Origin of the sequence: Mumia flava, assembly GCF_002797495.1 — a bacterium.
GTDB classification, from domain to species: Bacteria; Actinomycetota; Actinomycetes; order Propionibacteriales; family Nocardioidaceae; genus Mumia; species Mumia flava.
In genome coordinates, this window is sequence record NZ_PGEZ01000001.1 from 1,388,318 (window position 1) to 1,411,534 (window position 23,217).

A 23,217-nucleotide genomic window follows, 5' to 3' on the forward strand; every position below is an offset into this window, starting at 1 on the left:
TCAGCTCACCTCGGAGCGCAGCCAGGCGATGTCGTCGACCACGGCGTCGCCGTGCGTCTCGCAGATCACCGGCGCGCCGGCCGCGCCGACCACGTCGGCCAGGACCTGGGCGGGGATCTCTCCGCTCGTCAGGTGCGTGTGCCGGTCCGCTCCGGAGTCGAAGGCGTCACGGCTGTTGTTGCAGTGGACGAGATCGATGCGCCCCGTGATCGCGGTGACCTTCTCGACCACGTCCTCCAGCGCGATGCCGCCCGCCCAGGCGTGACACGTGTCGAGGCAGAAGCCCCACCCCTCGGCGCCGTCACCGGCCTGGATCGCCTCCCAGGTCCGCGCGATCCGGTCGAGGCGGCGCGCCATCGACCAGTCGCCGCCCGCGGTGTTCTCGAGGAGCACCGGGACCTTCGCGTCGATCGCGTCGACGCACTTGCGCCAGCTGTCGAACCCGCGCTCGAGGTCCGCCTCGGCGTCGACGTACCCACCGTGCACCACGACCCCGCTCGCGCCGATCTCGGCCGCACCGTCGACGGCGTTCTGGATCAGCTTGCGGCTCGGGATCCGGACACGGTTGTTCATGCTCGCCACGTTGATGGGGTACGGGGCGTGCACGTAGACGGGCAGGTCCCGCTCCGCGAAACCGTCGCGGAGCCCCTCAGCCCCACCGGGGAACGTGTACTTCGGCCACTTCCAGCTCTGCGGGTCGCCGAGGAAGATCTGGACCACGTCCGCGCCGACGCGCTCGGCGTCGGTGAACGGGTCGTCGGAGCTGACGTGCGTGCCGATCCGGACGGTGCTCATCACCCCACCCTAGGGCCGGCTCAGACCTCGAACTTGTAGCCGAGCCCGCGGACCGTGACCAGCGTGCGCGGCTTCGACGGGTCGTCCTCGATCTTGGACCGCAGACGCTTGACGTGGACGTCCAGCGTCTTGGTGTCCCCGACGTAGTCCGACCCCCACACCCGGTCGATCAGCTGCCCCCGTGTGAGAACCCGGCCGACGTTGCGCAGGAAGAGCTCCAGCAGCTCGAACTCCTTGAGCGGCAGGCGCACCTCCGTACCGCCGACCGTGACGACGTGCCGGTCGACGTCCATGCGCACCTTGCCGACCTCGAGCGTCGCCGAGGAGAGCTCCTCCGGCTCCACCCCCCGGCGCAGCACCGCCCGGATCCGCGCCACGAGCTCGCGCGGGCTGTACGGCTTGGTGACGTAGTCGTCGGCGCCGAGCTCGAGCCCCACGACCTTGTCGACCTCCGAGTCCTTCGCCGAGACCATGATCACCGGGACGTTCGAGGTCGCCCGCAACCGCCGGCACACCTCCGTACCCGAGGTGCCCGGAAGCATCAGGTCGAGCAGCACGATGTCCGCGCCGTTGCGCTCGAACTCGTCCAGCGCCGCGGTCCCGTCGGTCGCGATCTGGACGTCGAACCCTTCCTTGCGCAGGACGTACGAGAGCGCATCGATGTAGCTCTCTTCGTCCTCGACGACGAGTACTCGGGTCACGGACGGACCTCCTGGGTCGGGCGGACCGGCGCGATGCCGGGGACGGTGCGGACGTGGTGGGCGGCCCGGCCGGCCTCGGCGGCCGGACCGTCGGCTTCGCCGCCCGCGGGCGGGGGCGTCTCGCCGGACCCCTCGGCGTCGGAGCCCTCGGCGTCCTCGCGGGTCCTGGCAGCGGCCGGCAGGACGAGGGTGAAGGACGATCCCTCACCGGGCTCGCTCCAGACCTCGACCGAGCCGCCGTGGCTCGCCGCGACGTGCTTCACGATCGACAGCCCGAGACCGGTGCCGCCGGTCGAGCGGGAGCGCGCCGGGTCCACCCGGTAGAACCGCTCGAAGATCCGCTCCAGCTCCGGCGCCGGGATGCCGATCCCCTGGTCACGGACCGTCACCTGGACGTCCTCGTCGTGGTGCTCGGCGACGACCGAGACGTGGGTCCGCTCGGGGGAGTACGCGACGGCGTTCTCCACCAGGTTGTTCAGCGCCTGGAGCAGCTGGGAAGGGTCGCCCAGGACGTAGAGCTCGTCGTCGCACCGCATCGCGATGTCGATCCCGCGCAGCTCGGCGTCCGTGCCGTTCGCCTCGACCGACGCCCGCACGAGACGCGCGACGTCGACCTCCTGCGGCTCGTCGACCAGGTCGTCGCCCTGCAGCCGGGACAGCTCGATGATCTGCTGGACCAGCCGGGTCAGACGCTCGCCCTCGCGCTGCATCCGCCCGGCGAACCGTACGACCGCTTCCGGGTCGTCGTGCGCCTCCGCAACCGCCTCGGCGAGCAGGTTCAGGGCGCCGACGGGGGTCTTCAGCTCGTGGCTCACGTTCGCGACGAAGTCGCGGCGGATCCGCTCGACGTGCCGCTCGCGGGTGCGGTCGTCGACGAGCACGACCACCAGGCGCGAGGTGAGAGGCGCGACGCGCACGAGCACGTGCCGCTGGCGGCGGTGGCCGAGCCTCAGCACGATCTCGTCCTCACGGACCTGCCCGTCGCGACGAACCTGCCGGACCAGCTCGCGCATGGCCGGGTTCTCGAGGCGGGTGTCCTGCACCAGGCCCATCGCGTGCGCCGGTGCCGACGCCTTCACCACCCGCTCGGCCGCGTCGACGATCACGGCCGACGAGCGCAGCACGGACAGCACCGCGACGGCGCCGACCGGGACCTCCGGCTCGGGCTGCGGTGGGACGATCGTCTGTGCTCGTTCGCTGTAGCGCCACGCGTAGGCCACCCCGGCGCCCAGGAGCAGGCCGAAGGCGGCCCCGAAGACGAAAGCGACGTTCGGGTCCACAACACCGATCGTACGCACACCGCACGCACCCGCCCGAACTCACCAAGGCGTGACCCGGGCCGGTTCGCCCAGTGTTCACCATGCGTTCACCACAGGTCCCGGGTGGTTCACCCGGGGTGCGTACGGTCGTCGCATGCGTGACTCCCTCGATGATCAGCTCGATGCGCTCGACGCCGACCTGGTGGCGATGACCACCGCGGTCCGGTTCTCGCTCGCGCGCGCGAGCGCTGCACTGCTCGAGGGCGACATCGAGGCCGGCGAGCTCGTGATCAGCGGCGACACGGTGATCGATGCAGCCCGCGAGTCCTGCGAGGCCGATGCGTTCTCGCTGCTCGCCACCCAGCAGCCCGTCGCCTCGGACCTGCGCCGAGTCGTGGCCGGGATCCGGATCGCCGGTGACCTGGAACGGATCGGCGACCTCGCCGTGCACGTCGCCAAGCTCGCGCGGATGCGCGCTCCGGAGCCCGCCGTCCCCGAGACGGCGCGCGTGATGGTCGCGCAGATGGCCAGCGTGGCCGAGGGCATGCTCGAGTCCGTCGCGATCGTGCTCGGCACCCACGACCTCGATGCCGCCGTCGCGCTGCTCACCCAGGACGACGAGCTCGACGGCCTGTACCGCTCGACCTTCCGCCGCCTGCTGAGCGACCAGTGGCCGCACGGCGTCGAGACCGCGGTCGACATCGCGCTGCTCGCCCGCTACTACGAGCGCACCGGCGACCACGCCGTCTCGATCGCACGCCGGATCGTCTACCAGGTCACCGGCGAGGTCCCGCTGGGGTGAGGAGCGGGCGGTCGAGCCGGCGCGTGGGGCGCCCGTGCGTACACCGGGAGTCCACGCGGGCGATCCGCGCGTCGCCTCGACCGCCTGCTTCTTCGCGCTGTGTGACGCGGTCAGCCCATGCCGAGGATCGTGTAGAGCGCGACCAGGCCGAGCACCACGATGCATCCGCGCAGCAGCACCGGTGAGAGCCGGCGGCCGACCTGCGCCCCGACAGCGCCCCCGATCAGCGACCCGGCGGCGACGAGCCCCACGGCGAGCCAGTCCAGGTGGTGGCGTCCGCCGCCGAAGGTCGAGACCACGATGTAGGTGCTCGCGGAGACCACGTTCACCACGAGCACCAGGACGTTCTTCAGCGCGTTCACCCGCTGGAGCGCCTGCGGCAGCAGGATCCCGAGGAGCGCGAGCAGCAGGATCCCCTGCGCGGCGGCGAAGTAGCCGCCGTAGACGCCGCACCCCAGCACCGTGACGAGCACGAGCGCCCTGCGCCCGGATCCCATCGCCTCGATGCTCGGGGCGTCGGCTCCGGCGGCCTCGCGCCGTGCCTTCAACCAGCGCTGCAGCGGGGGCTGCACGACGACCAGCACGAGCGCCAGCACGATCAGGACCGGGACGATCGTGATGAACGCGTCCTCGGGGAGCGTCAGCAGCAGGAACGCGCCGATCAGCGACCCGACGAGCGAGGCCGGCACCAGCGTCCGTACGAGGCGGGCCTGCCCCGCGAGTTCGCGGCGGTACCCGAACGACCCCGTGATGTTGCCCGGGACGAGGCCCACCGCGTTGCTCATCGTCGCCGTCACCGGCGGGACGCCGAACGCCACGAGCGTCGGGAAGGTGACCAGGGTCCCCGACCCGACGATCGTGTTGATCACGCCCGCGCCGACACCCGCGAGCAGGACCAGCACCATCTCCACGACCGACACAGCGAAGAACGGTACGCGACGCGGCGTCGCGGACCGTCCCCGGTCCCGGGCCCCGGCGCTCGCCGGCCCCGGCTCAGCGGCCCTGGTTGGCGACCGCGGCGGCGGCCTCCTCGGCGGCCTCCGGATCGAGGTAGCGCCCACCGGTGACGACCGGGCGCATCGCGTCGTCGAGCTGGTAGTGCAGCGGGATCCCGGTCGGGATGTTGAGGCCGACGACCGCCTCCTCGCTCATGCCGTCCAGGTGCTTGACCAGCGCGCGCAACGAGTTGCCGTGCGCGACCACGAGCACGGTGCCGTGGGTCCGCAGGTCCGGGACGATCGCGTCGTACCAGTACGGCAGCATTCGATCGAGCACGTTCTTCAGGGCCTCGGTGCGCGGGCGAGCCTCCGGCGGCAGCGCCGCGTACCGCGGGTCGTCGAACTGGCTGAACTCTGCATCCACGTCGAGCTCGGGCGGCGGCGTGTCGTACGAGCGCCGCCACTGCATGAACTGCTCCTCGCCGAACTCCTCCAGCGTGGCCTTCTTGTCCTTGCCCTGCAGCGCGCCGTAGTGCCGCTCGTTGAGGCGCCACGACCGGCGGACCGGGATCCAGTGGCGGTCGATCCCGTCGAGGGTGATCTGGGCGGTCCGGATGGCGCGGCGCAGCAGGGAGGTGTGCAGCACCTCCGGAAGCAGACCCGCGTCGCGGATCAGCGGTGCGGCGGCCTCGGCCTCCGCGACGCCCTGCTCGTTCAGGTCGACGTCCACCCACCCGGTGAACAGGTTCTTGGCGTTCCACTCGCTGTGGCCGTGACGCAGCAGCACGAGGTCGTAGGTCATGGGCCCAGCCTAGCGACGGCGACGGCGGTCCCCGGACGGCGACATCGGGTGGACACCGGGCCGCCACACCGTCGTCACGAGCGGCCTGGAGACTGGGCACGTCGGCCGGTCGCACGACGCGGTCTCTCCCCCGCGTCCGGCGGCGTCCCAGAGGATGCCCCTAGCGCCGCCGGCACTCACCGCGAACGAGGAGACGTTCGACATGTCCATCCCCCTGATCGACCTCAGCGCGTGGCGCGCCGGGACCCCCGACCAGCGCGCAGCCGTGGCCGGGAGCGTCGACGAGGCGCTGCGTACGTCCGGGTTCCTGCTGCTCGCGGGACACGGTGTGCCGCCCGCGCTGCGCACCGACCTGCGCGCCGCCGCGTCGGCGTTCTTCGCCCTGCCCACCGACGTCCGGTCGCGCTACCGGACCGAGGTGGGCGGCCGCGGCTGGATCCCGTCGGGTGCGGAGGCGAACGCCTTCGTGGACCAGCCGCCCGGACCCGCCGACCTGAAGGAGACCTGGACGGCCGGGTGGGACGGCCCCGACACCCCGGACGACCCCGACTGGTTCGCTCCGAACGTGTGGCCCGTCGAGCTGCCCGACCTCGAGCACCTCGCGGCCGACTACACCACGCGGATGCGGCTGCTGGCCGGCGAGCTGGTCTCGGTGTTCGCGACCGCGCTCGGGCTGCCGGACCGCTGGTTCACCGACCGGAGCGGGCAGGCGCCGCACTCCTTCAACGTCAACCGCTACCCGTCGCTGCGCGAGACCGGAGCCGCGGCCGAAGGACAGTACCGCGTGGCGCCGCACACCGACTTCGGGATGGTGACGATCCTCGACCGCCAGCCCGGGTACGGCGGGCTGCAGGTCGAGATCGACGGCACCTGGGTCGACGCCCCGTACGTCGAGGACGCGTTCACGATCAACATCGGCGACCTGCTCGCCCGCTGGGTCGGCGACCGCTGGCGCTCGACCCGGCACCGGGTGCTGCCACCGCCGGCCGACGACGCCGACGAGGAGCTGGTCTCGCTGATCTACTTCTTCGAGGCGGACCTCGACGCCGTGGTCGAGCCGCTCGGACCCCCGCACGGCGGGCCGAGCTGGTATCCGCCGGTGACGACGCGGCAGTACCTCGAGGCACGCTTCGCCGCGATCACGGTCTGAGACCCCGCGCGGGCCGGTGGTGCGTGGTGACGGACGCACGAGCCCGATCCGTCACCCCGCACCGCCCACGGCTCCTCGCCGTTCAGCCGAGCGCGGAACGGGCTGACCTCCCGGCCGCGGCGGGGCAGACTCGAGCCATGAGGCTGCTCGTGCTGGGAGGGACCCACCACGTCGGACGCGCCGTCGTCGAGGCGGCGCTGTCCCGCGGTGACGACGTGACGACCGTGACCCGCGGGACGAGCGGGCCGCCGGCCGTCGGCGCCACCGCCCGTACGGCCGACCGCACGGTGGCCGGCTCGCTCGAGGCCGCCCTCCGCGGCGAGCGTTGGGACGCCGTGATCGACACGTGGTCGGGCGCGCCGAGCGTCGTCCGGACGAGCGCACGGCTGCTGGCCGACCGCGCCGGCTGGTACGGGTACGTGTCGAGCCGCTCGGTGTACGCGTGGCCGATCCCGTCCGGCGCCGACGAGACCGCCCCCGTGGTCGCCGGAGACCCGGACGACACGCGGGAGGAGGACTATGCGGCGGCGAAGCGGGGTGGTGAGCTCGCCGCCCTCGACTCCTTCGGCGATCGCGCGCTGCTCGCCCGCGCCGGCCTGATCCTCGGTCCGTACGAGTACGTCGGCCGGCTGCCGTGGTGGCTCGAGCGGATCGCCCGCGGCGGTCCGACGCTCGCTCCCGGACCGCCGGACCGTCCCCTGCAGTACGTGGACGCACGCGACCTCGCCGCGTGGATGCTCGACGAGGCGGACCGCGGCGCGGGAGGCGCCGTCGACACCGTCAGTCCGCCCGGACACAGCACGATCGGTGAGCTGCTCGAGGCCTGCGTCGCCGTCACCGGGTCCGGCGCCGAGCTGCGCTGGTCGCCGCCGGACGTGCTGGCGGACGCGGGGATCAGCGGCTGGACCGATCTCCCGGTGTGGGTGCCGCCGACCGGGGAGCTCGCGAGCCTGCACGACGGCGACACCGCGCTGGCGGCGTCGCGCGGGCTGCGGTGCCGACCCGCCCCCGAGACCGTCACGGACACCTGGGCGTGGCTCCGGACGGAGGGGATGCCGACGTGGACCGGACGGTCGCCGGTCGGTCTGGCGCCGGAGACCGAGGCCGCCGTGCTCGCGCGCCTGCGAGACTGACCGGCACATCCGTCACAGCGCACCGCACGCGTGCCCACCTGCAGATCGGTGCGCGGTGACGGACCAGCACGGGCCGCATCCGTCACAGGTCACCGCTCACGGGGGCGGCGGCAGATCGGTGACCTGTGACGGATCCGGCGTCCGCGTCAGTCGCTCGGCTCCCGCTCGAGCAGATGCCGGAACGCCTCCAGGTTGCGCGTCGACTCGCCGCGCGAGATCCGCCAGTCCCACTCGCGCTTGATCGACGTCGCGAACCCGAGCTCGAGCAGCGTGTTGAACGAGTCGTCCGAGTAGGTGAGCACCGACCCGAGGATCCGGTCGATCTCGTCGGCGTCCACCGCGTGCAGCGGCATCCGGCCGTCGAGGTAGATGTCACCGGCGCTGTCCACCGCGAACGCCACCGCGTACATCCGCAGGTTGCGCTCCAGCATCCAGCGGTAGACCGCCTCGTGGTTCTCGTCGGGGCGACGGGCGACGAACGCGTGGATCCCGAGCGCGTGATCGCCGACTTCCAGCCGGCAGGTCGTGGTCAGCTTCCGGGTGCCGGGCAGCGTCACCTCGAACACCCCGGGCCGGAACTCGGTGTGCTCCAGCTCGCTGGCCGCGAGCGCCGAACGGATCTCGGCGGCCGCGCGTGCGGCGACGTCGTGGTCGTTCACCGGAACTCCTTCGTACGTCGGGGTGCGCCGGACGGACCGACACCGGTCGCTACTGGCCGACCGCCTGCGGCAGCGCGTACAGCCGGTGGGAGGCGTCGGCGTAGACCTCGAGGGTACGCTCGGCGGTCACCTCCCAGCCGAACCGCGACGCGTGCCGGACCGCCGCTGACGACATCGAGGGGTGCAGCCCCGGCTCGTCGAGCACGCGGACGAACGCGTCGGCGTAGTCGCTCGGGTCGTGCCCGTCGACCAGCAGCCCGCTGAGCCCGTCGTGCACCGCCGTCGTCAGCCCACCGACGCGCGCCGCGACGACCGGCGTCCCGCAGGCCTGCGCCTCGATCGCGACCAGACCGAACGACTCGTTGTAGGACGGGACGCACACCAGCGACGCCGCCGCGTACCAGAGGGCGAGCTGATCCTGAGCGACCGGCGGCACGAACCGTACCCGGTCCGCGATGCCCAGCCGCGCGGCCAGCTCGACGAGCGCGGTCGGGCGCTCCAGCCCGGAGCCGGACGGGCCACCGACCACCGCGACGACCGTGCGGTCCCGCCGGCCACCGTGGATCATCCGGGCCGCGGCCTCGAGCACCACGTCGGGCGCCTTCAGCGGCTGGATCCTCCCGGCGAACAGGATCACGTCCGCGTCGTCGTCGAGGCCCAGCTCCCGACGTGCCTCCGGCCGCGGCCGCGGCCGGAACCGGTCGAGATCGACGCCGGGGTGGACCACCTCGACCTGGTCGGCCCCGGCGCCGTAGAGCTCGACGAGCTGGCGGGCCTCGTCCTGGGTGTTCGCGATCAGCCGGTCCGAGCACTCGACGAGCTGCTGCTCCCCGGCGACCCGACCGACCGGCTCCGCACAGTCGCCCGCGGCGAGGTACGCGTTCTTCACCTTCGCCATCGTGTGCATCGAGTGCACGAGCGGGACGCCCCAGCGATCGCGCGCGACCATCCCGACCTGACCCGAGAGCCAGTAGTGGGAGTGCACGGCGTCGAACCAGCCCGCCGGGTGGCTCGCCTCGACCCGAAGCACGTCACGCACGAACGTGCACATCTGGGAGGGGAGCGCGTGCTTGTCGAGATTCTCGAACGGCCCGGCCGCGACGTGGCGGACCAGCACCCCCGGCAGCGCCTCGACGATCGGCGGCTGCGACGAGGACGTGGCGCGGGTGAAGATCTCCACCTCCACCGACCGAGCGGCGAGGCGGCGGGCCAGCTCGAGGACGTAGACGTTCATCCCTCCGGCGTCGCCGTCACCGGGCTGCTCGAGCGGAGAGGTGTGCGCAGAGAGCATGGCGACACGGCGGACGGGGGACGACACGGCCTCCATCCTAGGCAGAGCCCCACAGGTGTGATCCGGGTCACGCGCGACTCGGTCGTGGGAGCATCGGGACATGACCGAGCACTCCAGCGACGAGGCGCGCACCGCCGTGGTGACCGGCGCGAGCAGCGGGATCGGGGAAGCCACCGCGCGCAGGCTCGCCGACGCGGGCTACCGGGTCGTGTGCGCCGCGCGTCGCACCGACCGGATCGAGGCGCTCGCCACTGAGATCAGCGGGGTCGCGGTGCGGTGCGACGTGACCGACCCGGACGACGTCGCACGCCTGGCCGAGGCGGTCGGCGAGCGCCTCGACGTGCTCGTGAACAACGCCGGTGGTGCGTTCGGTCAGGAGCCGATCGACCGCACCGACCCCGACGACTGGTCGCGGATGTACGACCTGAACGTGCTCGGGACGCTGCGTGTCACCCAGGCGCTCCTGCCGGCGCTGCGCGCCGGCGGTGCCGGCACCGTGCTGAACGTCGGCTCGATCGCCGGGCACCTCGCGTACGAGGGGGGCGCCGGCTACACCGCGGCGAAGCACGGCGTCGCGATGATCACCGAGACGCTGCGCCTGGAGCTCAACGGCGAGCCCGTCCGCGTCACGGAGATCGCGCCCGGCATGGTGCAGACCGACGAGTTCTCGCTCGTGCGCTTCGGCGGCGACGCGCAGCGCGCCGACGCGGTGTACGCCGGGGTCCCCGAGCCGCTGAGCGCCGACGACGTCGCCGACGCGATCGCGTGGATGATCACCCGGCCGCAGCACGTGAACGTCGACCTGCTGGTCCTCAAGCCGCTCGCCCAGGCGGCGCCGTGGAAGGTCGCACGCGAGGGCTGAAGGCCGCGCACCTCTCAGCGGGGCGGGCTGCACGCTCTCGGTGGGTGGGCTGCACGCCCTCAGTGGGCGGGCTGCATGCTCTCAGTGCGGTGGGGCGACGGGCGCCGTCGCGCTCTCCCCCGTCCCCGTCTCCGGCTCGTCGTCGAGCAGGTGCGCCTCTTCCTTGCGGCGGGGCAGGAACGCAACCGGGATCAGCGTGATCGCGATCAGGGCGAGCCCCACCCAGAACGTCTGGGCGAACGCGTCCGCGCCCTCGCTCAGGAGCGCGTCCACGGCCGCCTGGCCGCCGATCTGGTCGATCAGGGACGGGTCCTGCCAGGTCTCGACGACGGCGTACCAGAGCCGCTGCGGCGGCAGCGCGTTCGTCAGGATCACGGACATCACGGCGACGCCGACCGAGCTGCCGATCTGCTGGTTGATGTTGATGAGCGTCGTGCCGCGAGCGACCTCGTGGTTCGTCAGGGTCTTCAGGGCCGAGGTGAACATCGGCATCATCGTCGCGCCCATCCCCAGTCCCATCACGAACAGCGCCGCGCAGATCTTCCAGATGTCGGTGTCCGACTCGATCTGGGTGAGCGGGAACATCCCGAGCAGGATCAGCGCGAAGCCGAACGGGACGATCCGCCCGACCGGCATCCGGTCGACGAGGCGCCCCGCGATCGGCATCGTCACCATCGCACCGAGGCCCTGGGGCGCGACCAGCAGCCCTGCCTGGAGGACGGACTCCCCGCGGACCTGCTGGAAGTACGTCGGGACGAGCAGCAGGCTCCCGAAGAACGCCACGACGAACAGGAACATGACGATCACCGAGAGCGTCAGGTTGCGGTTGCGGAACAGCCGCAGGTCCAGCAGCGGGTGCTCGGGCCGGAACGAGTGGAACACGAAGGCGACGATCAGCAGCGCGCCGACGAGCATCGAGACCCAGACCCGCGGCGCCGCGAAGGTGCCCTCCTCCGGGATCGACGAGACCCCGAAGAGGAAGACGGCCAGGCCCGGCGAGAGCAGCAGCATCCCGAGGAAGTCGAAGGACTCCGACGGCGTCGGGCGGTCCGACGGCAGCACCATCAACGAGTAGATCACGGCGGCGACGCCGATCGGCAGGTTGATCAGGAAGATCCAGTGCCAGCTCGCGATCTCGATCAGCCAGCCGCCGAGGATCGGACCCAGGATCGGCCCGAGGAGCATCGGGATCCCCATGACGGCCATCAGACGACCGATCCGGTGCGGCCCCGCGGCGCGGGTCATGATCGTCATGCCGAGCGGCATGATCATGCCGCCGCCCAGGCCCTGGACGACCCGGAACGCGATCAGCTGGTTGATGTCCGACGCCAGCGCGCACAGCACGGAGCCGAGCGTGAACAGCGAGATCGCGGCGACGTACAGGCGCTTGGTCCCGAACCGGTCGGCCGCCCACCCCGTCAGCGGGATCACGGTCGCGAGCGCGAGCGTGTAGGCGGTCACGGTCCAGGCGACGTGGCTGTACTCCAGAGGCTCGGTCGCGGAGCCGAACTCCTCCTGGAACGTCGGCAGCGCGACGTTGACCACGGTGATGTCGAGGATCGACATGATCACGCCGATGATCACGGCACCGGCGATCTTCAGCACGGCGGCGTCGATGTGATCGGGCAGCTCGTCGGTCGATCCTCGCGTGGTCGGGTCCTGCGGTCCGGTCATGACGCGCCCGCCTCCGTCCTGGCGCCCCCCGTGGGCATCCTCATCGAGACTGACACCTCCCACCGACAGAAGTCATCGGAATTTGCGGTGGGCGAACAGTCCGCGCGGGGTGCGCGGAGGATCGCTCGGTAGACTGGGAGGCGTCTGAGCGCGCGGAGGCCTCTCTCGGCCCCGGCACGCGCACCAACTCACGCAAGGATCGTCGATCTCGCCATGCCCATCCGCACCGACCTCCGCAACGTCGCGATCGTCGCGCACGTCGACCACGGCAAGACCACCCTGGTCGACGCGATGCTGCGTCAGCAGGGCGCCTTCTCCGAGCACGGCGAGGTGGCCGACCGGGTGATGGACTCCGGCGACCTGGAGCGCGAGAAGGGCATCACCATCCTCGCGAAGAACACCGCGGTCTCCTACGTCGGACCCGGTGCGCCCGACGGCGGCGTCACGATCAACATCATCGACACTCCCGGCCACGCGGACTTCGGCGGCGAGGTGGAGCGCGGCCTGTCGATGGTCGACGGCGTCGTCCTGCTGGTCGACGCCTCGGAGGGCCCGCTGCCGCAGACCCGGTTCGTGCTCCGCAAGGCGCTGCACGCGAAGATGCCGGTCGTTCTCGTCGTGAACAAGGTCGACCGGCCGGACGCGCGCATCTCCGAGGTCGTCGACGAGACGTACGAGCTGTTCATGGACCTGCTCGACGACTCGACCGACGCCGACGCCCTGGACTTCCCGGTCGTGTACGCGTCGGCGAAGGCGGGCCGGGCGTCCCTGGAGCAGCCGACCGACGGCGGTCTGCCGGACAGCGAGGACCTGGAGCCGCTGTTCACCACGATCCTGGACACCGTCCCCGCGCCGACCTACACCGAGGACGCGCCGCTCCAGGCCCACGTCACGAACCTCGACGCCTCGCCGTTCCTCGGACGCCTCGCGCTGATCCGGGTCCACGAGGGCACGCTGCGCAAGGGCGGTCAGGTCTCGTGGTGCAAGCGCGACGGCTCGGTCGAGCGCGTCAAGATCACCGAGCTGCTCAAGACCGAGGCGCTCGAGCGGGTCCCCGCCGAGTCCGCCGGCCCCGGCGACATCGTCGCGGTCGCGGGGATCCCGGAGATCATGATCGGCGAGACCCTCGCGGATGCGGAGGACCCGCAGCCGCTCCCGCTGATCACCGTCGATGAGCCGGCGATCTCGATGACGATCGGCACGAACACCTCACCGCTCGCCGGTCGCGAGAAGGGGACGAAGGTCACCGCGCGGCTGGTCAAGGACCGTCTGGACCGCGAGCTGGTCGGCAACGTGTCGATCCGGGTGCTCCCGACCGAGCGCCCGGACGCCTGGGAGGTCCAGGGCCGCGGCGAGCTGGCGCTGGCGATCCTGGTCGAGCAGATGCGCCGCGAGGGCTACGAGCTGACCGTCGGGAAGCCCGAGGTCGTCACGCGGGTCGTCGACGGCAAGGTGCACGAGCCCGTCGAGCGGCTCACGATCGACTGCCCGGAGGAGTACCTCGGCACCGTGACGCAGCTCCTCGCCGTCCGCAGGGGCCGGATGGAGCAGATGACGAACCACGGCACCGGCTGGGTCCGGATGGAGTTCCTCGTCCCGGCGCGCGGCCTGATCGGCTTCCGGACGGAGTTCCTCACCGACACCCGCGGCACCGGCATCGCGCACCACGTGTTCGAGGGGTACGAGCCGTGGCTCGGCGACATCTCGACGCGTCCGACCGGCTCGCTGGTCGCGGACCGCGCCGGCGCCGCGTCGTCGTACGCGATGACGAGTCTGCAGGAGCGCGGCGTGATGTTCGTCGAGCCGACGACCGAGGTGTACGAGGGCATGATCGTCGGCGAGAACAGCCGTGACGACGACATGGACGTCAACATCACCAAGGAGAAGAAGCAGACGAACGTCCGCTCCTCCACCGCCGACAACTTCGAGAAGCTGATCCCGCCGAAGAAGCTGTCGCTGGAGCAGAGCCTGGAGTTCTGCCGCTCCGACGAGTGCGTCGAGGTCACCCCCTCGGCCGTACGGATCCGCAAGGTGATCCTGGACGCGGGGGAGCGCGCCCGCGCGTCCCGCCGCGGTCCCCGCGCCTGAGGCCGGCCCCGTACCCGCAGGTCGGTGGGCTGTGACGGATACGCACCCCTGCTATCCGTCACAGCACACCGCCCAGGGCCCTCGCTGCAGATCGGTGCGGTACGACGGACGGCGGCGGTGCGAACAGGGACCGCCATCGCGCTCCGAACTCGGGAGCCGGACCCGCGTATCCCTGCGCGACCAGCTCGTCGTACACGTGCCGCACGACAGCCCGCGGCTGGCGCAGCATGGCGTTGGTGATCTGGACGTACTGAACTCTGTTGCGACGGAACCGCCCGTACCGGCTGATGTCCGAGTTGAACTGCTCGTCGTCGCTCGCGTGCTGACGGCCCTCGTACTCGACGACCAGCAGGAAGTCACGGAACAGCAGGTCGACGCACCCCATCCACCGTCCCCCGACGACGAGGTCGACGTTGACCTCGGGAACCGGCAGCCCGGCTGCGACGAGGATCACGCGGAGCTCCGACTCCTTCGGCGAGCGCGCCCGCGCGTCCAACCACGGCACCACCCGCAGGATCCGGCCGGCCCCCGGTCGCCATCGGTCCTCGAGGGCCATCGAGGCGATCTGCTCGGCGGTGGCGTGCCCGCGATGCAGGAGGAAGTCGCCGAGCACGACCAGGTCGAGCAGCCGACGGGTGTGGCCCGCGCACACGTAGGCGGCGTACGGCGCGACTCCCACGCCGTCGAGCGGCGGCATGGCCTTCGTCCGGTGGACCATGACGCCGTCGAGGTCGAGGTGGAGGTCGGTGTCCACGAGGAACCGTACGGGCCCCGGCGGTCCGGCCTGGACGCCCAGGAGACGCAGCCGTGACTCGTGACTGACGGCGACGTCCGGACCGACTGCCAGCATCGCCGCCCGTACGACGTCGCAACCGGTCATCTCGTGCCCGGACGGCACCCAGACGCGCGGATGCAGGCGTCGGAACCGCGGCGGCCGGATCACGTGCGACGGCAGGCCCGCCGCGGTCGCCTCGTCGCGGGAGAACGGGCGACCGGCGAGGGCGTCGGGGAGCGGGATCGGCGCTGGCATGCCGACGAGCGTGGCGTACGGAGCGGGGTGGTGGTGGCGCCCGAACTCGGCCTGTGGAGAACGCCGCGCCATCCTCCACAGGTCACCGCACTGCACCGCCGCTCCCCAGCGGTGACCTGTGACGGATGGCGGGCCTCGTTATCCGTCACGGCGCACCGATCTGCGGGATAACGGTCGCGGGATCACGGTCAGAGCACGCCGCGGGGGCGGAGCTGGACGCTGATCCGCGGTCCGACTGCCTTGGCGGTCTTCGGGATCGCGTGCTCCCAGGTGCGCTGACACGTCCCGCCCATCACCGCCAGGTCACCGCTGCCGAGCGCGTACGCACGCGAGGCGCCGCCGCCGGCAGGGCGGAGCAGCAGCCGACGGGGCGACCCCAGGGAGACGATCGCGACCATCGTGTCCGCCGAGCGGCCGCGTCCGATCCGGTCGCCGTGCCAGGCGACCGAGTCGCGCCCGTCGCGGTAGAGGCACAGCCCCGCCGTGGCGAACCGCTCGCCGAGCTCGGCCTCGTAGTGGTCGCTCAGCTGCTCGCGCATCCGCTCGACCGCCGGGTGCGGCCACGGCTGCTGCTCCCCGTAGAAGGCGAGCAGTCGCGGCACGGCGACCGTCCGGTCGTACATCGGCCGCTCGTCGGCCCGCCACGGCACCGAGGCGTGAAGATGCTCGAACAGGGCGCCCGCGCCGTCGACCCAGCGCGGCAGCACGTCCAGCCAGGCCCCGCGCCCGAGCTCGTGCCGCACCAGTGCCTGCCTGAGCGGGCCGAGCGACGGCTCGGCAGCGGTGTCGAGCAGCGACGCCTGGTACGGGGACGCGCGGTACGGAGCGGACACGGGACCCATCGTACCCCAGATCATCGAACAGGTGTTCGATGCTGGTCTACTCCTCCGGCCTCGACACCTGGACCAGCAGCGCGACCGCCAGGAGCAGGACGGCCCAGATCCAGAGTCCGACGACCACGCCGATGCCCGCCACCGCGAGGTAGAAGGCGACCTTCGCGAACGTCCGCGGGACCGGCGCCAGGCGGTGGCTCGAGGTCGGGGCCATCCAGCGGCCCCACACCCAGCCGGCCACGCCGACCAGCGCGACCGCGAGGAGCAGCGACAGTGCCACCGTCTCCCCGAGCGACCACCCGGCCGCCGCGAGCAGCGCGAGGGCGGCGAGCTCGCAGGCGAGAGCGAGCAGGTCGAGCAGCCCGACGCGCGCCGGCGCTCCCCGACGCTCGTCCGTCACGGCGCTGCGGTCACCGACGCCCGCCTGCCTGCTGGAGCGCAGGACGGGCATCGGCCAGGTAGACGAGCGACGCGACGGTGCCGACCAGGTTCAGGAGGCTGATCGGTGCCCAGATCAGCAGGTTCGCGAGCAGCGACAACCCGAGCACGATCAGCCAGAACGGCTTCGTCTGCTTGTCGGCGGCCACGTACGCCTGCGGGCTCCGCGACACGGCGTCGACGAAGGCGAAGCCCTTGATGACGAGCAGGACCAGAGTGATGAGCAGCTCGATGCTGTTCTGCACCGCGAAGAGATCGAACACGTCACGAGACTATCCGAGTCCCCGGCCCCCGGGACACGACGAGGCCGGACCGACGCCGTGGTCGGTCCGGCCTCGATCGTGCGCGGTCAGCCCTCCGTCGCGGACGAGCCGGTCGCCTTCTTCGCCGGGGTCGCCTTCTTCGCGGTCGCCTTCTGGGCCGGGGCGGCCTTCTTGGCGGGGGCGGCCTTCTTCGCGGTCGCCTTCTTCGCCGGAGCCTTCTTGGCGGGGGCCTTCTTGGCGGGGGCCGCCTTCTTCGCGGTCGCCTTCTTCGCCGGGGCCTTCTTCGCCGGGGCCTTCTGCGCCGGAGCCTCCGCCTTGGGGGCGGCCGACGGTGCGGGGGCCTTCTTGGCCGGCGCGGGCTGCGGGGTCGGCGCCTCCGCCTTCGCGGCCGGCGTGGGCTCGGCCGTCCTGCCGACCACCGGGGCAGCTGCGACGGCACCGGCGGCCGTCTTCTTCGCGGTCGCGAGGAGCTCGACGAGGAGGTCCTTGACCTCGTCGGTCAGGCCGTCGACCTTGGTCTCGAGCTCGGAGCGGACCTCGTCGAGGTCGAACTCCTTGGCCTTGCCGACCAGCTCGGCGTACAGGGCCCCGGCCTGGCCGGGCAGCGCCTTCGCGTCGGTCTCGATCTTCTTCTGCAGCTCGTCGAGGTCGAGCTCCTTGAGCTGACCGAGCAGCGCGACCGCGGTGGTCTGCGCCTGGCCGGCGAGCTGCGTCGCGACCGTCGGCAGGGTCTTCACGGTCTCGGGAAGCGCCATGACCTGCTTGGTGATGGTGTCGGAGATGCTCATGGGGTGAACTCCTGGTTCTCCGGGGCGGTGCCCGGTTCGTCGATGTCAGGGGCGCCGGCCACGTCGCCGACGAACGAGCGGTAGATCTCGAGCAGCGCTCGTCGCTGCCCGGCGTCCAGCCGCGGGTCGAGGTTGATCGCGGCCTCCACGCCGGTCTGCGGTGACTCGTCCGGGTCGAGCAGGCCTGCCTGCACGTAGAGCGACTCGGCCGAGATGCGCAGCGCCTTGGCGATCTGCTGGAGCACGTCGGCGGAGGGTCGGCGCAGCCCGCGCTCGATCTGGCTCAGGTAGGGGTTGGAGACGCCGGTGAGGTCGGCGAGCTGCCGCAACGACAGCTGCGCCTGGCTCCGCTGGTCGCGCAGGTAGCCTCCGAGGTCTCCCACGGTCTTTCCCACGCTCAGCTTGGCCATGCCTCCAGTGTGCTTGCAGTTGCAAGCAAGAGCAAGCACCTCGCTAGCAACGTGGCGGAGATCACGGCCGCTCGGAATCGTCGCGGTCGGGCGGGTGATTGTTCTGATTGTCGCGTGACACAATCGGGTTCGTGACCGATCAGCAGTGGACCCCCGGCGCCCGCGGGCTGGCCGACCTCGAGCTCGTCATGCTCGACGCCTGGCCGACCGACCGGCCGCTCGAGCTCGACCTCCCCGCGGACCTCAGCGGCCCCGTCGAGCTTCTCGACCCCGAAGGCCTCCCGCTCGCCGTCCACGACCGCAGCGACGGCAGCACCACCGTCCTCACCACCCCGCAGTACGGCCCGTTCCGTCGCTACCACCTGTCCCCTGCGCAGGTCCGCGATGCAGTCCCGAACGGCTTCGCCGTCCTCGTCGACCGGCCGCTGACCACCGACGACGTCGCTTCGATCACCGCCGAGGAGACGCGCAGCGGCCGCCAGGTCGTGCTGCTCGTGACGACCGGACCCGACCCGCGCCGTACGGTCACGGCCCCTGCCCTCGTCCGGGCCACGCTGGCCGCACTGCCGGGCCGGGCCACCGTCGCGGTCGCGCTCGCCGCGCGCGACGACGAGACCGACGACGCAGCGCTGCGCCGAGCGGTCGCCGCTCGCTACGCCGACGAGGTGATCGACCTCCCCGGGACCGGGTCGCTCGACGATGCCGTCGCAGCGATCGTCGACGCCGACGTCCCGCCGCTCGACGAGCGCGGTCTCGTCGTCTTCTTCACCGGCCTGTCCGGCTCCGGCAAGTCCACGCTCGCCCGCGCGCTGTACGACCGGGTGCTCGAGGAGGGTCGCCGGACCGTCACCTCGCTCGACGGCGACGTGGTCCGTCACCACCTGAGCAAGGGTCTCGGGTTCTCCAAGGAGGACCGCGAGACCAACATCGCCCGGATCGGCTGGGTGGCCGCCGAGATCGCGCGGCACCACGGGCTCGCGATCTGTTCGCCGATCGCGCCGTTCGACTCCACCCGCAAGCAGGTCCGCGCCATGGCCGAGGGGGCCGGTGCGACGTTCGCTCTGGTCCACGTCGCGACGCCGCTGGAGGAGTGCGAGCGGCGCGACCGCAAGGGCCTGTACGCGAAGGCGCGAGCGGGCCAGATCCCCGAGTTCACCGGCATCTCCTCGCCGTACGAGGTCCCGGACGACGCCCTGGTCGCGGTCGACACGACCGGCCGCACCATCGAGGACGCCCTCACCGACGTGGTCGACGCGCTGATCGACGCCGGGGTCTGGAGGACCGCATGAACGAGATCCTCACCCTCTCCGCGCTGTCGATCCTCGTCGTCAGCTTCGGTGTCGGCATCGTCGTCGGACTGACCGGCATGGGCGGCGGTGCGCTGATGACGCCGGCCCTCATCTTCCTCGGCGTCAACCCGACCGCGGCGGTCGCGAACGACCTCGTCGCCGCCGCCGCGAACAAGTCGGTCGGCGCCGTCGTGCACGCCCGGGAGGGTTCCCCGAACCTCCGCCTCGCCGCCTGGCTGATCGTGGGGTCTGTCCCGACCGCGGCCGCCGGCGCGTTCATCATCGACGCGGTCGGCACCGACGAGAGCCAGACCACGTTCGTCAAGACGGCGATCGGCTGCGCCCTCATCTTCACCGCGGTGACCTACACCCTGCGGATGTACCTCGGCATGCGCGCCGCCGCCCGCGGCGTCGTCGCCGGTGACACCGACCCCGCCGTACGGCCGATCCCGACACTGATCGTCGGCGCCGTCGGCGGGCTGCTGGTGGGGATCACCTCGGTCGGGTCGGGCTCGCTGATCATGGTCGCGCTCCTGCTGCTCTACCCGACCCTGTCGGCCGTCCGCCTGGTCGGCACCGACCTCGTGCAGGCCGTCCCCCTCGTGATGTCCGCCGCGATCACGCACGTGATCGTGTCCGGCGTCGACGTCGGCGTCCTGGTCCCGCTGATCGTCGGAGGCATGCCCGGGACGTTCCTCGGCGCCCGGATCGCCAACCGCGTCCCGCAGGCGGTCGTACGGCGCGGCATCGTCATCGTGCTGAGCCTCACCGGCCTCACGCTCCTCGGCGTGCCGCCGGTCGCGATCGGCCTCATCGCCGCCGGCCTGGTCATCCTGGGCCCGGTCGTCTGGGCGCTGGTCCGCGAGCAGGTGAACCGACCGGTCCCCGCGGCAGACTCCGCTGACGGACCCGCCGAGTCGGCACCACAGCGTTCGGGCTCGTCCGGCGGCTCACCGGGCGACCACGGTGCGTAGCCCCTGGCTGGTCGCGTTCCTCGCCGCGTCGGCGATCCACCTCGTGCTGGTCGCCACCGACGCGGGGATCGCCGACTCCGTGACCAAGGCGCTGCTGATGCCGCTGCTGGCGGCGTGGGTCGTGAGCGTACGCGGCCCTCGGCTGCTGGTCGCCGCGCTGCTGCTCTCGTGGGTCGGCGACGTCGCGCTCGAGATCGACGGCGCCTTCCTGGTCGGGATGGCGGGCTTCGCCGCCGCGCACGTCTGCTACATCACGTGGTTCGTCCGGGCCGGCGCTCTGGACGTCCTGAGAAGGCGCTGGTGGATCGCCGCCGGCGGTCTCGTGGTGTGGGCCGGCGTCCTCGCGGCCCTGTGGGCACCGCTCGGCGAGCACGAGCCGGCCCTGCGGATCCCGATCGCGCTCTACGCGCTGCTGCTCACCGCGACGGCCGTGACCGCCCTCGCGTACAGTCCGCTCGCGGGCGTCGGAGGCGTGCTGTTCCTGCTCTCCGATACGCTGATCGCACTCGACCTCGCCCACGTCGGTCCCTCGGAGACCGGCCTCGCGGTGATGATCACGTACCTGGCCGCCCAGCTGCTGCTGGCGACCGGGATCACACGCGCAAACGTCCAGCACCCGGCTGGCTTGGGCGCTGAGCAGATGGCTCGATAGGATGGCCGCTGCTTCTCAGGACGCTCAGAACCCCCAGGTATGACGGGAGACCCCCTGGTGACGCCCATGCACGACTACCGACTCAGCCAGCTGGACCAGCTGGAAGCCGAGTCGATCCACATCTTCCGCGAGGTCGCGGCGGAGTTCGAGCGGCCTGTCCTGCTGTTCTCCGGCGGCAAGGACTCGATCGTGATGCTGCGGCTCGCCGAGAAGGCGTTCTACCCCGCGCGCGTCCCGTTCCCGGTCATGCAGGTGGACACCGGCTTCGACTTCCAAGAGGTGCTCGACACCCGTGACTCCTGGGTCGACCGCCTGGGAGTCCGGATGATCGTCGCCTCGGTCGACCAGGCGATCGCCGACGGCATCGTCGTCGACGACGGCAAGACCACCCGCAACCGCCTCCAGATCGGCACCCTGCTGAACGCCATCGAGGAGGAAGGCTTCACCGCCGCCTTCGGTGGCGGCCGCCGCGACGAGGAGAAGGCCCGCGCCAAGGAGCGCGTCTACTCCCACCGCGACGAGTTCGGCCAGTGGGACCCGAAGAACCAGCGTCCCGAGCTGTGGAGCCTCTACAACGGCCGCATCGCCGAGGGCGAGCACATGCGGATCTTCCCGCTGTCGAACTGGACCGAGCTCGACGTGTGGCACTACATCCACCGCGAGCAGATCGAGATCCCGTCGATCTACTACGCGCACAAGCGCGAGGTCTTCGAGCGCGACGGCATGCTGCTGTCGTACGGCGACCACGCGACGCTGAAGAGCGGCGAGACCGTCGAGGAGCGCCTGGTGCGCTTCCGCACGGTCGGCGACATGACGCTCACCGGCTGCGTGGAGTCCTCCGCGGCGACGACGGCCGAGATCATCGACGAGATCGCGATCGCCCGTGTCACCGAGCGCGGCGCGACCCGCGGTGACGACCGGTTCAGCGAGGCGGCCATGGAAGACCGCAAGAAGGAGGGCTACTTCTGATGACCGCCCCCGTCACCGACGCCCCGGAGACCCTCGACGAGTCGCGGATGGACCTGCTGCGGTTCGCCACCGCCGGCTCCGTGGACGACGGCAAGTCGACCCTGATCGGCCGGCTGCTGCTCGACTCGAAGGCGATCTTCGAGGACCAGCTCGAGGCGGTCGAGGCCACCTCGCAGTCCAAGGGCTACGACTACACCGATCTCGCCCTGCTGACCGACGGTCTGCGCTCCGAGCGCGAGCAGGGCATCACGATCGACGTCGCGTACCGCTACTTCGCGACCCCGCGGCGCAAGTTCATCATCGCCGACACCCCGGGTCACGTTCAGTACACCCGCAACATGGTCACCGGCGCCTCCACGGCCGACCTCGGTCTGGTGCTCGTCGACGCCCGCTCCGGGCTGACCGAGCAGAGCCGCCGCCACGCCGTGATCCTCTCCCTGCTGCGGGTCCCGCACCTGGTGCTCGCGGTCAACAAGATGGATCTCGTCGACTACGACGAGGACACCTTCAACAAGATCCGCGACGAGTTCGACACCTTCGCCGCCAAGCTCGCGATCCCGGACCTCACGGTGATCCCGATCTCGGCGCTCAAGGGCGACAACGTCGTGACCCGCTCCGAGGCCATGCCGTGGTACCAGGGCACCTCGCTCCTGCACCACCTGGAGAACGTCCACGTCGCCTCCGACCGCGACCTGGTCGACACCCGCTTCCCCGTGCAGTACGTGGTGCGTCCGAAGTCGGACGAGTTCCACGACTACCGCGGCTACGCGGGCCAGGTCGCCGGCGGCGTGCTGAAGCCGGGCGACGAGGTCCAGGTGCTCCCCAGCGGCTTCACCTCGAAGATCGCCGGGATCGACCTGCACGAGCAGTCGATCGACGAGGCCTTCCCGCCGATGTCGGTCACCGTGCGGCTCACCGACGACCTCGACGTCAGTCGCGGCGACATGATCTGCCGTCCCCAGAACGCGCCGACGCCCACCCAGGACATCGACGCGATGGTCTGCTGGATGACGAACCAGCCGCTGCGTCCTCGCCAGAAGCTGGCCATCAAGCACACCACCCGCAACGCGCGGGCGATGGTCAAGGACCTCCAGTACCGGCTCGACATCAACACGCTGCACCGCGACCTCGACACCCAGGAGCTGGGCCTGAACGAGATCGGGCGCGTGAAGCTGCGGACGACCGCGCCGCTGTTCGTCGACGCCTACGAGAAGAACCGCACCACGGGTTCGTTCATCCTGATCGACGAGGCCACGGGTGTGACCGTCGGCGCCGGGATGATCCTCTGACGCCGTCGATCTGACGCACGACGTACGAAGGGCCGGGACCACTGTGGTCCCGGCCCTTCGTCGTTCCCAAGTCCGCTCGCGAGTCAGTCCTGGCGCACTCGCGAGTCGTTGCGGGCGCACTCGCGAGT

Annotated in this window: 24 protein-coding genes; 10 read left to right on the top strand and 14 right to left on the bottom strand. The window is 71.5% G+C overall.

From position 1 onward, the window contains the following. The 3 genes from CLV56_RS06575 to CLV56_RS06585 are packed head-to-tail and all read right to left on the bottom strand — an operon-like array spanning position 1 to position 2,776. Positions 1-795, bottom strand: coding sequence for a deoxyribonuclease IV (locus tag CLV56_RS06575; protein ID WP_039340715.1), 795 nt, complete (start codon positions 793-795; stop codon positions 1-3). A 20-nt stretch (positions 796-815) separates the two neighbouring features. Further along, on the bottom strand, positions 816-1,496 hold the full coding sequence (locus CLV56_RS06580; RefSeq protein WP_039340713.1) for a response regulator transcription factor: 681 nt from the start codon (positions 1,494-1,496) through the stop codon (positions 816-818). Next, positions 1,493-2,776, bottom strand: a complete 1,284-nt coding sequence (locus tag CLV56_RS06585; protein WP_100414571.1) for a sensor histidine kinase — start codon at positions 2,774-2,776, stop codon at positions 1,493-1,495. The genes CLV56_RS06580 and CLV56_RS06585 overlap by 4 nt, the downstream gene beginning before the upstream one ends. 133 nt (positions 2,777-2,909) lie before the next feature. Here CLV56_RS06585 and phoU point away from each other — a divergent pair, with 133 nt between their 5' ends. After that, positions 2,910-3,557 carry a phosphate signaling complex protein PhoU gene (gene phoU / locus CLV56_RS06590; protein ID WP_039340712.1) on the top strand — a complete coding sequence of 216 codons (648 nt, stop codon included), beginning with the start codon at positions 2,910-2,912 and terminating at the stop codon, positions 3,555-3,557. 110 nt (positions 3,558-3,667) lie between these two features. On the opposite strand, the gene CLV56_RS06595 is transcribed toward phoU, so the two are convergent. Continuing rightward, positions 3,668-4,477 carry a sulfite exporter TauE/SafE family protein gene (locus tag CLV56_RS06595; protein ID WP_039340709.1) on the bottom strand — a complete coding sequence of 270 codons (810 nt, stop codon included), beginning with the start codon at positions 4,475-4,477 and terminating at the stop codon, positions 3,668-3,670. A 73-nt stretch (positions 4,478-4,550) separates the two neighbouring features. Next, positions 4,551-5,297, bottom strand: a complete 747-nt coding sequence (locus CLV56_RS06600) for a phosphoglyceromutase (RefSeq protein ID WP_039340707.1) — start codon at positions 5,295-5,297, stop codon at positions 4,551-4,553. Between the two features lie 202 nt (positions 5,298-5,499). On the opposite strand from CLV56_RS06600, the gene CLV56_RS06605 reads away from it, so the two are divergent. Both CLV56_RS06605 and CLV56_RS06610 read left to right on the top strand, forming a co-directional pair. Next, positions 5,500-6,447, top strand: a complete 948-nt coding sequence (locus CLV56_RS06605; protein WP_039341008.1) for an isopenicillin N synthase family dioxygenase — start codon at positions 5,500-5,502, stop codon at positions 6,445-6,447. Positions 6,448-6,584: 137 nt separating this feature from the next. Next, positions 6,585-7,580, top strand: coding sequence for an NAD-dependent epimerase/dehydratase family protein (locus tag CLV56_RS06610; protein ID WP_039340705.1), 996 nt, complete (start codon positions 6,585-6,587; stop codon positions 7,578-7,580). Positions 7,581-7,726: 146 nt separating this feature from the next. Here CLV56_RS06610 and CLV56_RS06615 read toward each other — a convergent pair whose 3' ends face one another. Both CLV56_RS06615 and mshA read right to left on the bottom strand, forming a co-directional pair. Next, on the bottom strand, positions 7,727-8,239 hold the full coding sequence (locus CLV56_RS06615; protein WP_039340702.1) for a type III secretion system chaperone family protein: 513 nt from the start codon (positions 8,237-8,239) through the stop codon (positions 7,727-7,729). A 49-nt stretch (positions 8,240-8,288) separates the two neighbouring features. Continuing rightward, entirely contained in the window at positions 8,289-9,566 is a 1,278-nt protein-coding gene (gene mshA, locus CLV56_RS06620) for a D-inositol-3-phosphate glycosyltransferase (RefSeq protein ID WP_039340700.1), read from the bottom strand. Between the two features lie 64 nt (positions 9,567-9,630). Between mshA and CLV56_RS06625 the strand changes: the two genes are divergently transcribed. Continuing rightward, positions 9,631-10,392, top strand: a complete 762-nt coding sequence (locus CLV56_RS06625) for an SDR family oxidoreductase (protein WP_039340697.1) — start codon at positions 9,631-9,633, stop codon at positions 10,390-10,392. An 81-nt stretch (positions 10,393-10,473) separates the two neighbouring features. Here CLV56_RS06625 and CLV56_RS06630 read toward each other — a convergent pair whose 3' ends face one another. Next, on the bottom strand, positions 10,474-12,066 hold the full coding sequence (locus tag CLV56_RS06630; RefSeq protein ID WP_100414572.1) for a DHA2 family efflux MFS transporter permease subunit: 1,593 nt from the start codon (positions 12,064-12,066) through the stop codon (positions 10,474-10,476). Between the two features lie 213 nt (positions 12,067-12,279). Here CLV56_RS06630 and typA point away from each other — a divergent pair, with 213 nt between their 5' ends. Then, complete coding sequence (gene typA, locus CLV56_RS06635) at positions 12,280-14,154, top strand: translational GTPase TypA (protein WP_039340690.1); 1,875 nt, start codon at positions 12,280-12,282, stop codon at positions 14,152-14,154. 58 nt (positions 14,155-14,212) lie between these two features. Here the strand turns inward: typA and CLV56_RS06640 are convergent, their stop codons facing one another. The 6 genes from CLV56_RS06640 to CLV56_RS06665 all read right to left on the bottom strand — a co-directional run bounded on the left by CLV56_RS06640 (position 14,213) and on the right by CLV56_RS06665 (position 17,916). Continuing rightward, positions 14,213-15,184, bottom strand: a complete 972-nt coding sequence (locus CLV56_RS06640) for a hypothetical protein (RefSeq protein WP_157805091.1) — start codon at positions 15,182-15,184, stop codon at positions 14,213-14,215. A 188-nt stretch (positions 15,185-15,372) separates the two neighbouring features. Further along, the gene (locus CLV56_RS06645) at positions 15,373-16,017 is read right to left on the bottom strand and encodes an alpha-ketoglutarate-dependent dioxygenase AlkB (protein WP_245857660.1); all 645 of its coding nucleotides are present in this window, start codon (positions 16,015-16,017) and stop codon (positions 15,373-15,375) included. Positions 16,018-16,063: 46 nt separating this feature from the next. Further along, on the bottom strand, positions 16,064-16,468 hold the full coding sequence (locus CLV56_RS06650; protein WP_100414574.1) for a DUF2568 domain-containing protein: 405 nt from the start codon (positions 16,466-16,468) through the stop codon (positions 16,064-16,066). Continuing rightward, complete coding sequence (locus CLV56_RS06655) at positions 16,428-16,718, bottom strand: DUF2516 family protein (RefSeq protein ID WP_211287999.1); 291 nt, start codon at positions 16,716-16,718, stop codon at positions 16,428-16,430. The genes CLV56_RS06650 and CLV56_RS06655 overlap by 41 nt, the downstream gene beginning before the upstream one ends. Before the next feature lie 86 nt (positions 16,719-16,804). Beyond that, complete coding sequence (locus CLV56_RS20980) at positions 16,805-17,506, bottom strand: hypothetical protein (protein ID WP_211288000.1); 702 nt, start codon at positions 17,504-17,506, stop codon at positions 16,805-16,807. Then, positions 17,503-17,916 (bottom strand): helix-turn-helix domain-containing protein, encoded by a 414-nt coding sequence (locus CLV56_RS06665; RefSeq protein ID WP_039340687.1) that lies wholly within the window; start codon positions 17,914-17,916, stop codon positions 17,503-17,505. Before CLV56_RS06665 ends, CLV56_RS20980 begins: the two co-directional genes overlap by 4 nt. Before the next feature lie 131 nt (positions 17,917-18,047). On the opposite strand from CLV56_RS06665, the gene cysC reads away from it, so the two are divergent. From cysC to CLV56_RS06690, 5 genes are read left to right on the top strand one after another with little or no spacing between them, the layout of a single operon-like run. After that, complete coding sequence (gene cysC, locus CLV56_RS06670; RefSeq protein WP_245857663.1) at positions 18,048-19,205, top strand: adenylyl-sulfate kinase; 1,158 nt, start codon at positions 18,048-18,050, stop codon at positions 19,203-19,205. After that, positions 19,202-20,179 carry a sulfite exporter TauE/SafE family protein gene (locus CLV56_RS06675; protein WP_039340684.1) on the top strand — a complete coding sequence of 326 codons (978 nt, stop codon included), beginning with the start codon at positions 19,202-19,204 and terminating at the stop codon, positions 20,177-20,179. The genes cysC and CLV56_RS06675 overlap by 4 nt, the downstream gene beginning before the upstream one ends. Continuing rightward, on the top strand, positions 20,172-20,831 hold the full coding sequence (locus CLV56_RS06680; protein ID WP_100414575.1) for a lysoplasmalogenase: 660 nt from the start codon (positions 20,172-20,174) through the stop codon (positions 20,829-20,831). Before CLV56_RS06675 ends, CLV56_RS06680 begins: the two co-directional genes overlap by 8 nt. A 39-nt stretch (positions 20,832-20,870) precedes the next feature. Continuing rightward, positions 20,871-21,800 carry a sulfate adenylyltransferase subunit CysD gene (gene cysD, locus CLV56_RS06685; protein WP_039340677.1) on the top strand — a complete coding sequence of 310 codons (930 nt, stop codon included), beginning with the start codon at positions 20,871-20,873 and terminating at the stop codon, positions 21,798-21,800. Continuing rightward, positions 21,800-23,089 carry a sulfate adenylyltransferase subunit 1 gene (locus tag CLV56_RS06690; RefSeq protein WP_100414576.1) on the top strand — a complete coding sequence of 430 codons (1,290 nt, stop codon included), beginning with the start codon at positions 21,800-21,802 and terminating at the stop codon, positions 23,087-23,089. The genes cysD and CLV56_RS06690 overlap by 1 nt, the downstream gene beginning before the upstream one ends. Positions 23,090-23,217 lie beyond the last annotated feature (128 nt).

Bases quoted from the DNA above. Each gene is read 5' to 3' on its own strand.
- CLV56_RS06675 (WP_039340684.1), top strand. From the start codon at position 19,202: ATGAACGAGATCCTCACCCTCTCCGCGCTGTCGATCCTCGTCGTCAGC.
- CLV56_RS06640 (WP_157805091.1), bottom strand. From the start codon at position 15,184: ATGCCAGCGCCGATCCCGCTCCCCGACGCCCTCGCCGGTCGCCCGTTC.
- phoU (WP_039340712.1), top strand. From the start codon at position 2,910: ATGCGTGACTCCCTCGATGATCAGCTCGATGCGCTCGACGCCGACCTG.
- CLV56_RS06665 (WP_039340687.1), bottom strand. From the start codon at position 17,916: ATGGCCAAGCTGAGCGTGGGAAAGACCGTGGGAGACCTCGGAGGCTAC.
- CLV56_RS06610 (WP_039340705.1), top strand. From the start codon at position 6,585: ATGAGGCTGCTCGTGCTGGGAGGGACCCACCACGTCGGACGCGCCGTC.
- CLV56_RS06630 (WP_100414572.1), bottom strand. From the start codon at position 12,066: ATGACCGGACCGCAGGACCCGACCACGCGAGGATCGACCGACGAGCTG.
- CLV56_RS20980 (WP_211288000.1), bottom strand. From the start codon at position 17,506: ATGAGCATCTCCGACACCATCACCAAGCAGGTCATGGCGCTTCCCGAG.
- typA (WP_039340690.1), top strand. From the start codon at position 12,280: ATGCCCATCCGCACCGACCTCCGCAACGTCGCGATCGTCGCGCACGTC.
- mshA (WP_039340700.1), bottom strand. From the start codon at position 9,566: ATGGAGGCCGTGTCGTCCCCCGTCCGCCGTGTCGCCATGCTCTCTGCG.
- CLV56_RS06650 (WP_100414574.1), bottom strand. From the start codon at position 16,468: ATGCCCGTCCTGCGCTCCAGCAGGCAGGCGGGCGTCGGTGACCGCAGC.
- CLV56_RS06605 (WP_039341008.1), top strand. From the start codon at position 5,500: ATGTCCATCCCCCTGATCGACCTCAGCGCGTGGCGCGCCGGGACCCCC.
- CLV56_RS06690 (WP_100414576.1), top strand. From the start codon at position 21,800: ATGACCGCCCCCGTCACCGACGCCCCGGAGACCCTCGACGAGTCGCGG.
- CLV56_RS06600 (WP_039340707.1), bottom strand. From the start codon at position 5,297: ATGACCTACGACCTCGTGCTGCTGCGTCACGGCCACAGCGAGTGGAAC.
- cysD (WP_039340677.1), top strand. From the start codon at position 20,871: ATGACGGGAGACCCCCTGGTGACGCCCATGCACGACTACCGACTCAGC.
- CLV56_RS06575 (WP_039340715.1), bottom strand. From the start codon at position 795: ATGAGCACCGTCCGGATCGGCACGCACGTCAGCTCCGACGACCCGTTC.
- CLV56_RS06625 (WP_039340697.1), top strand. From the start codon at position 9,631: ATGACCGAGCACTCCAGCGACGAGGCGCGCACCGCCGTGGTGACCGGC.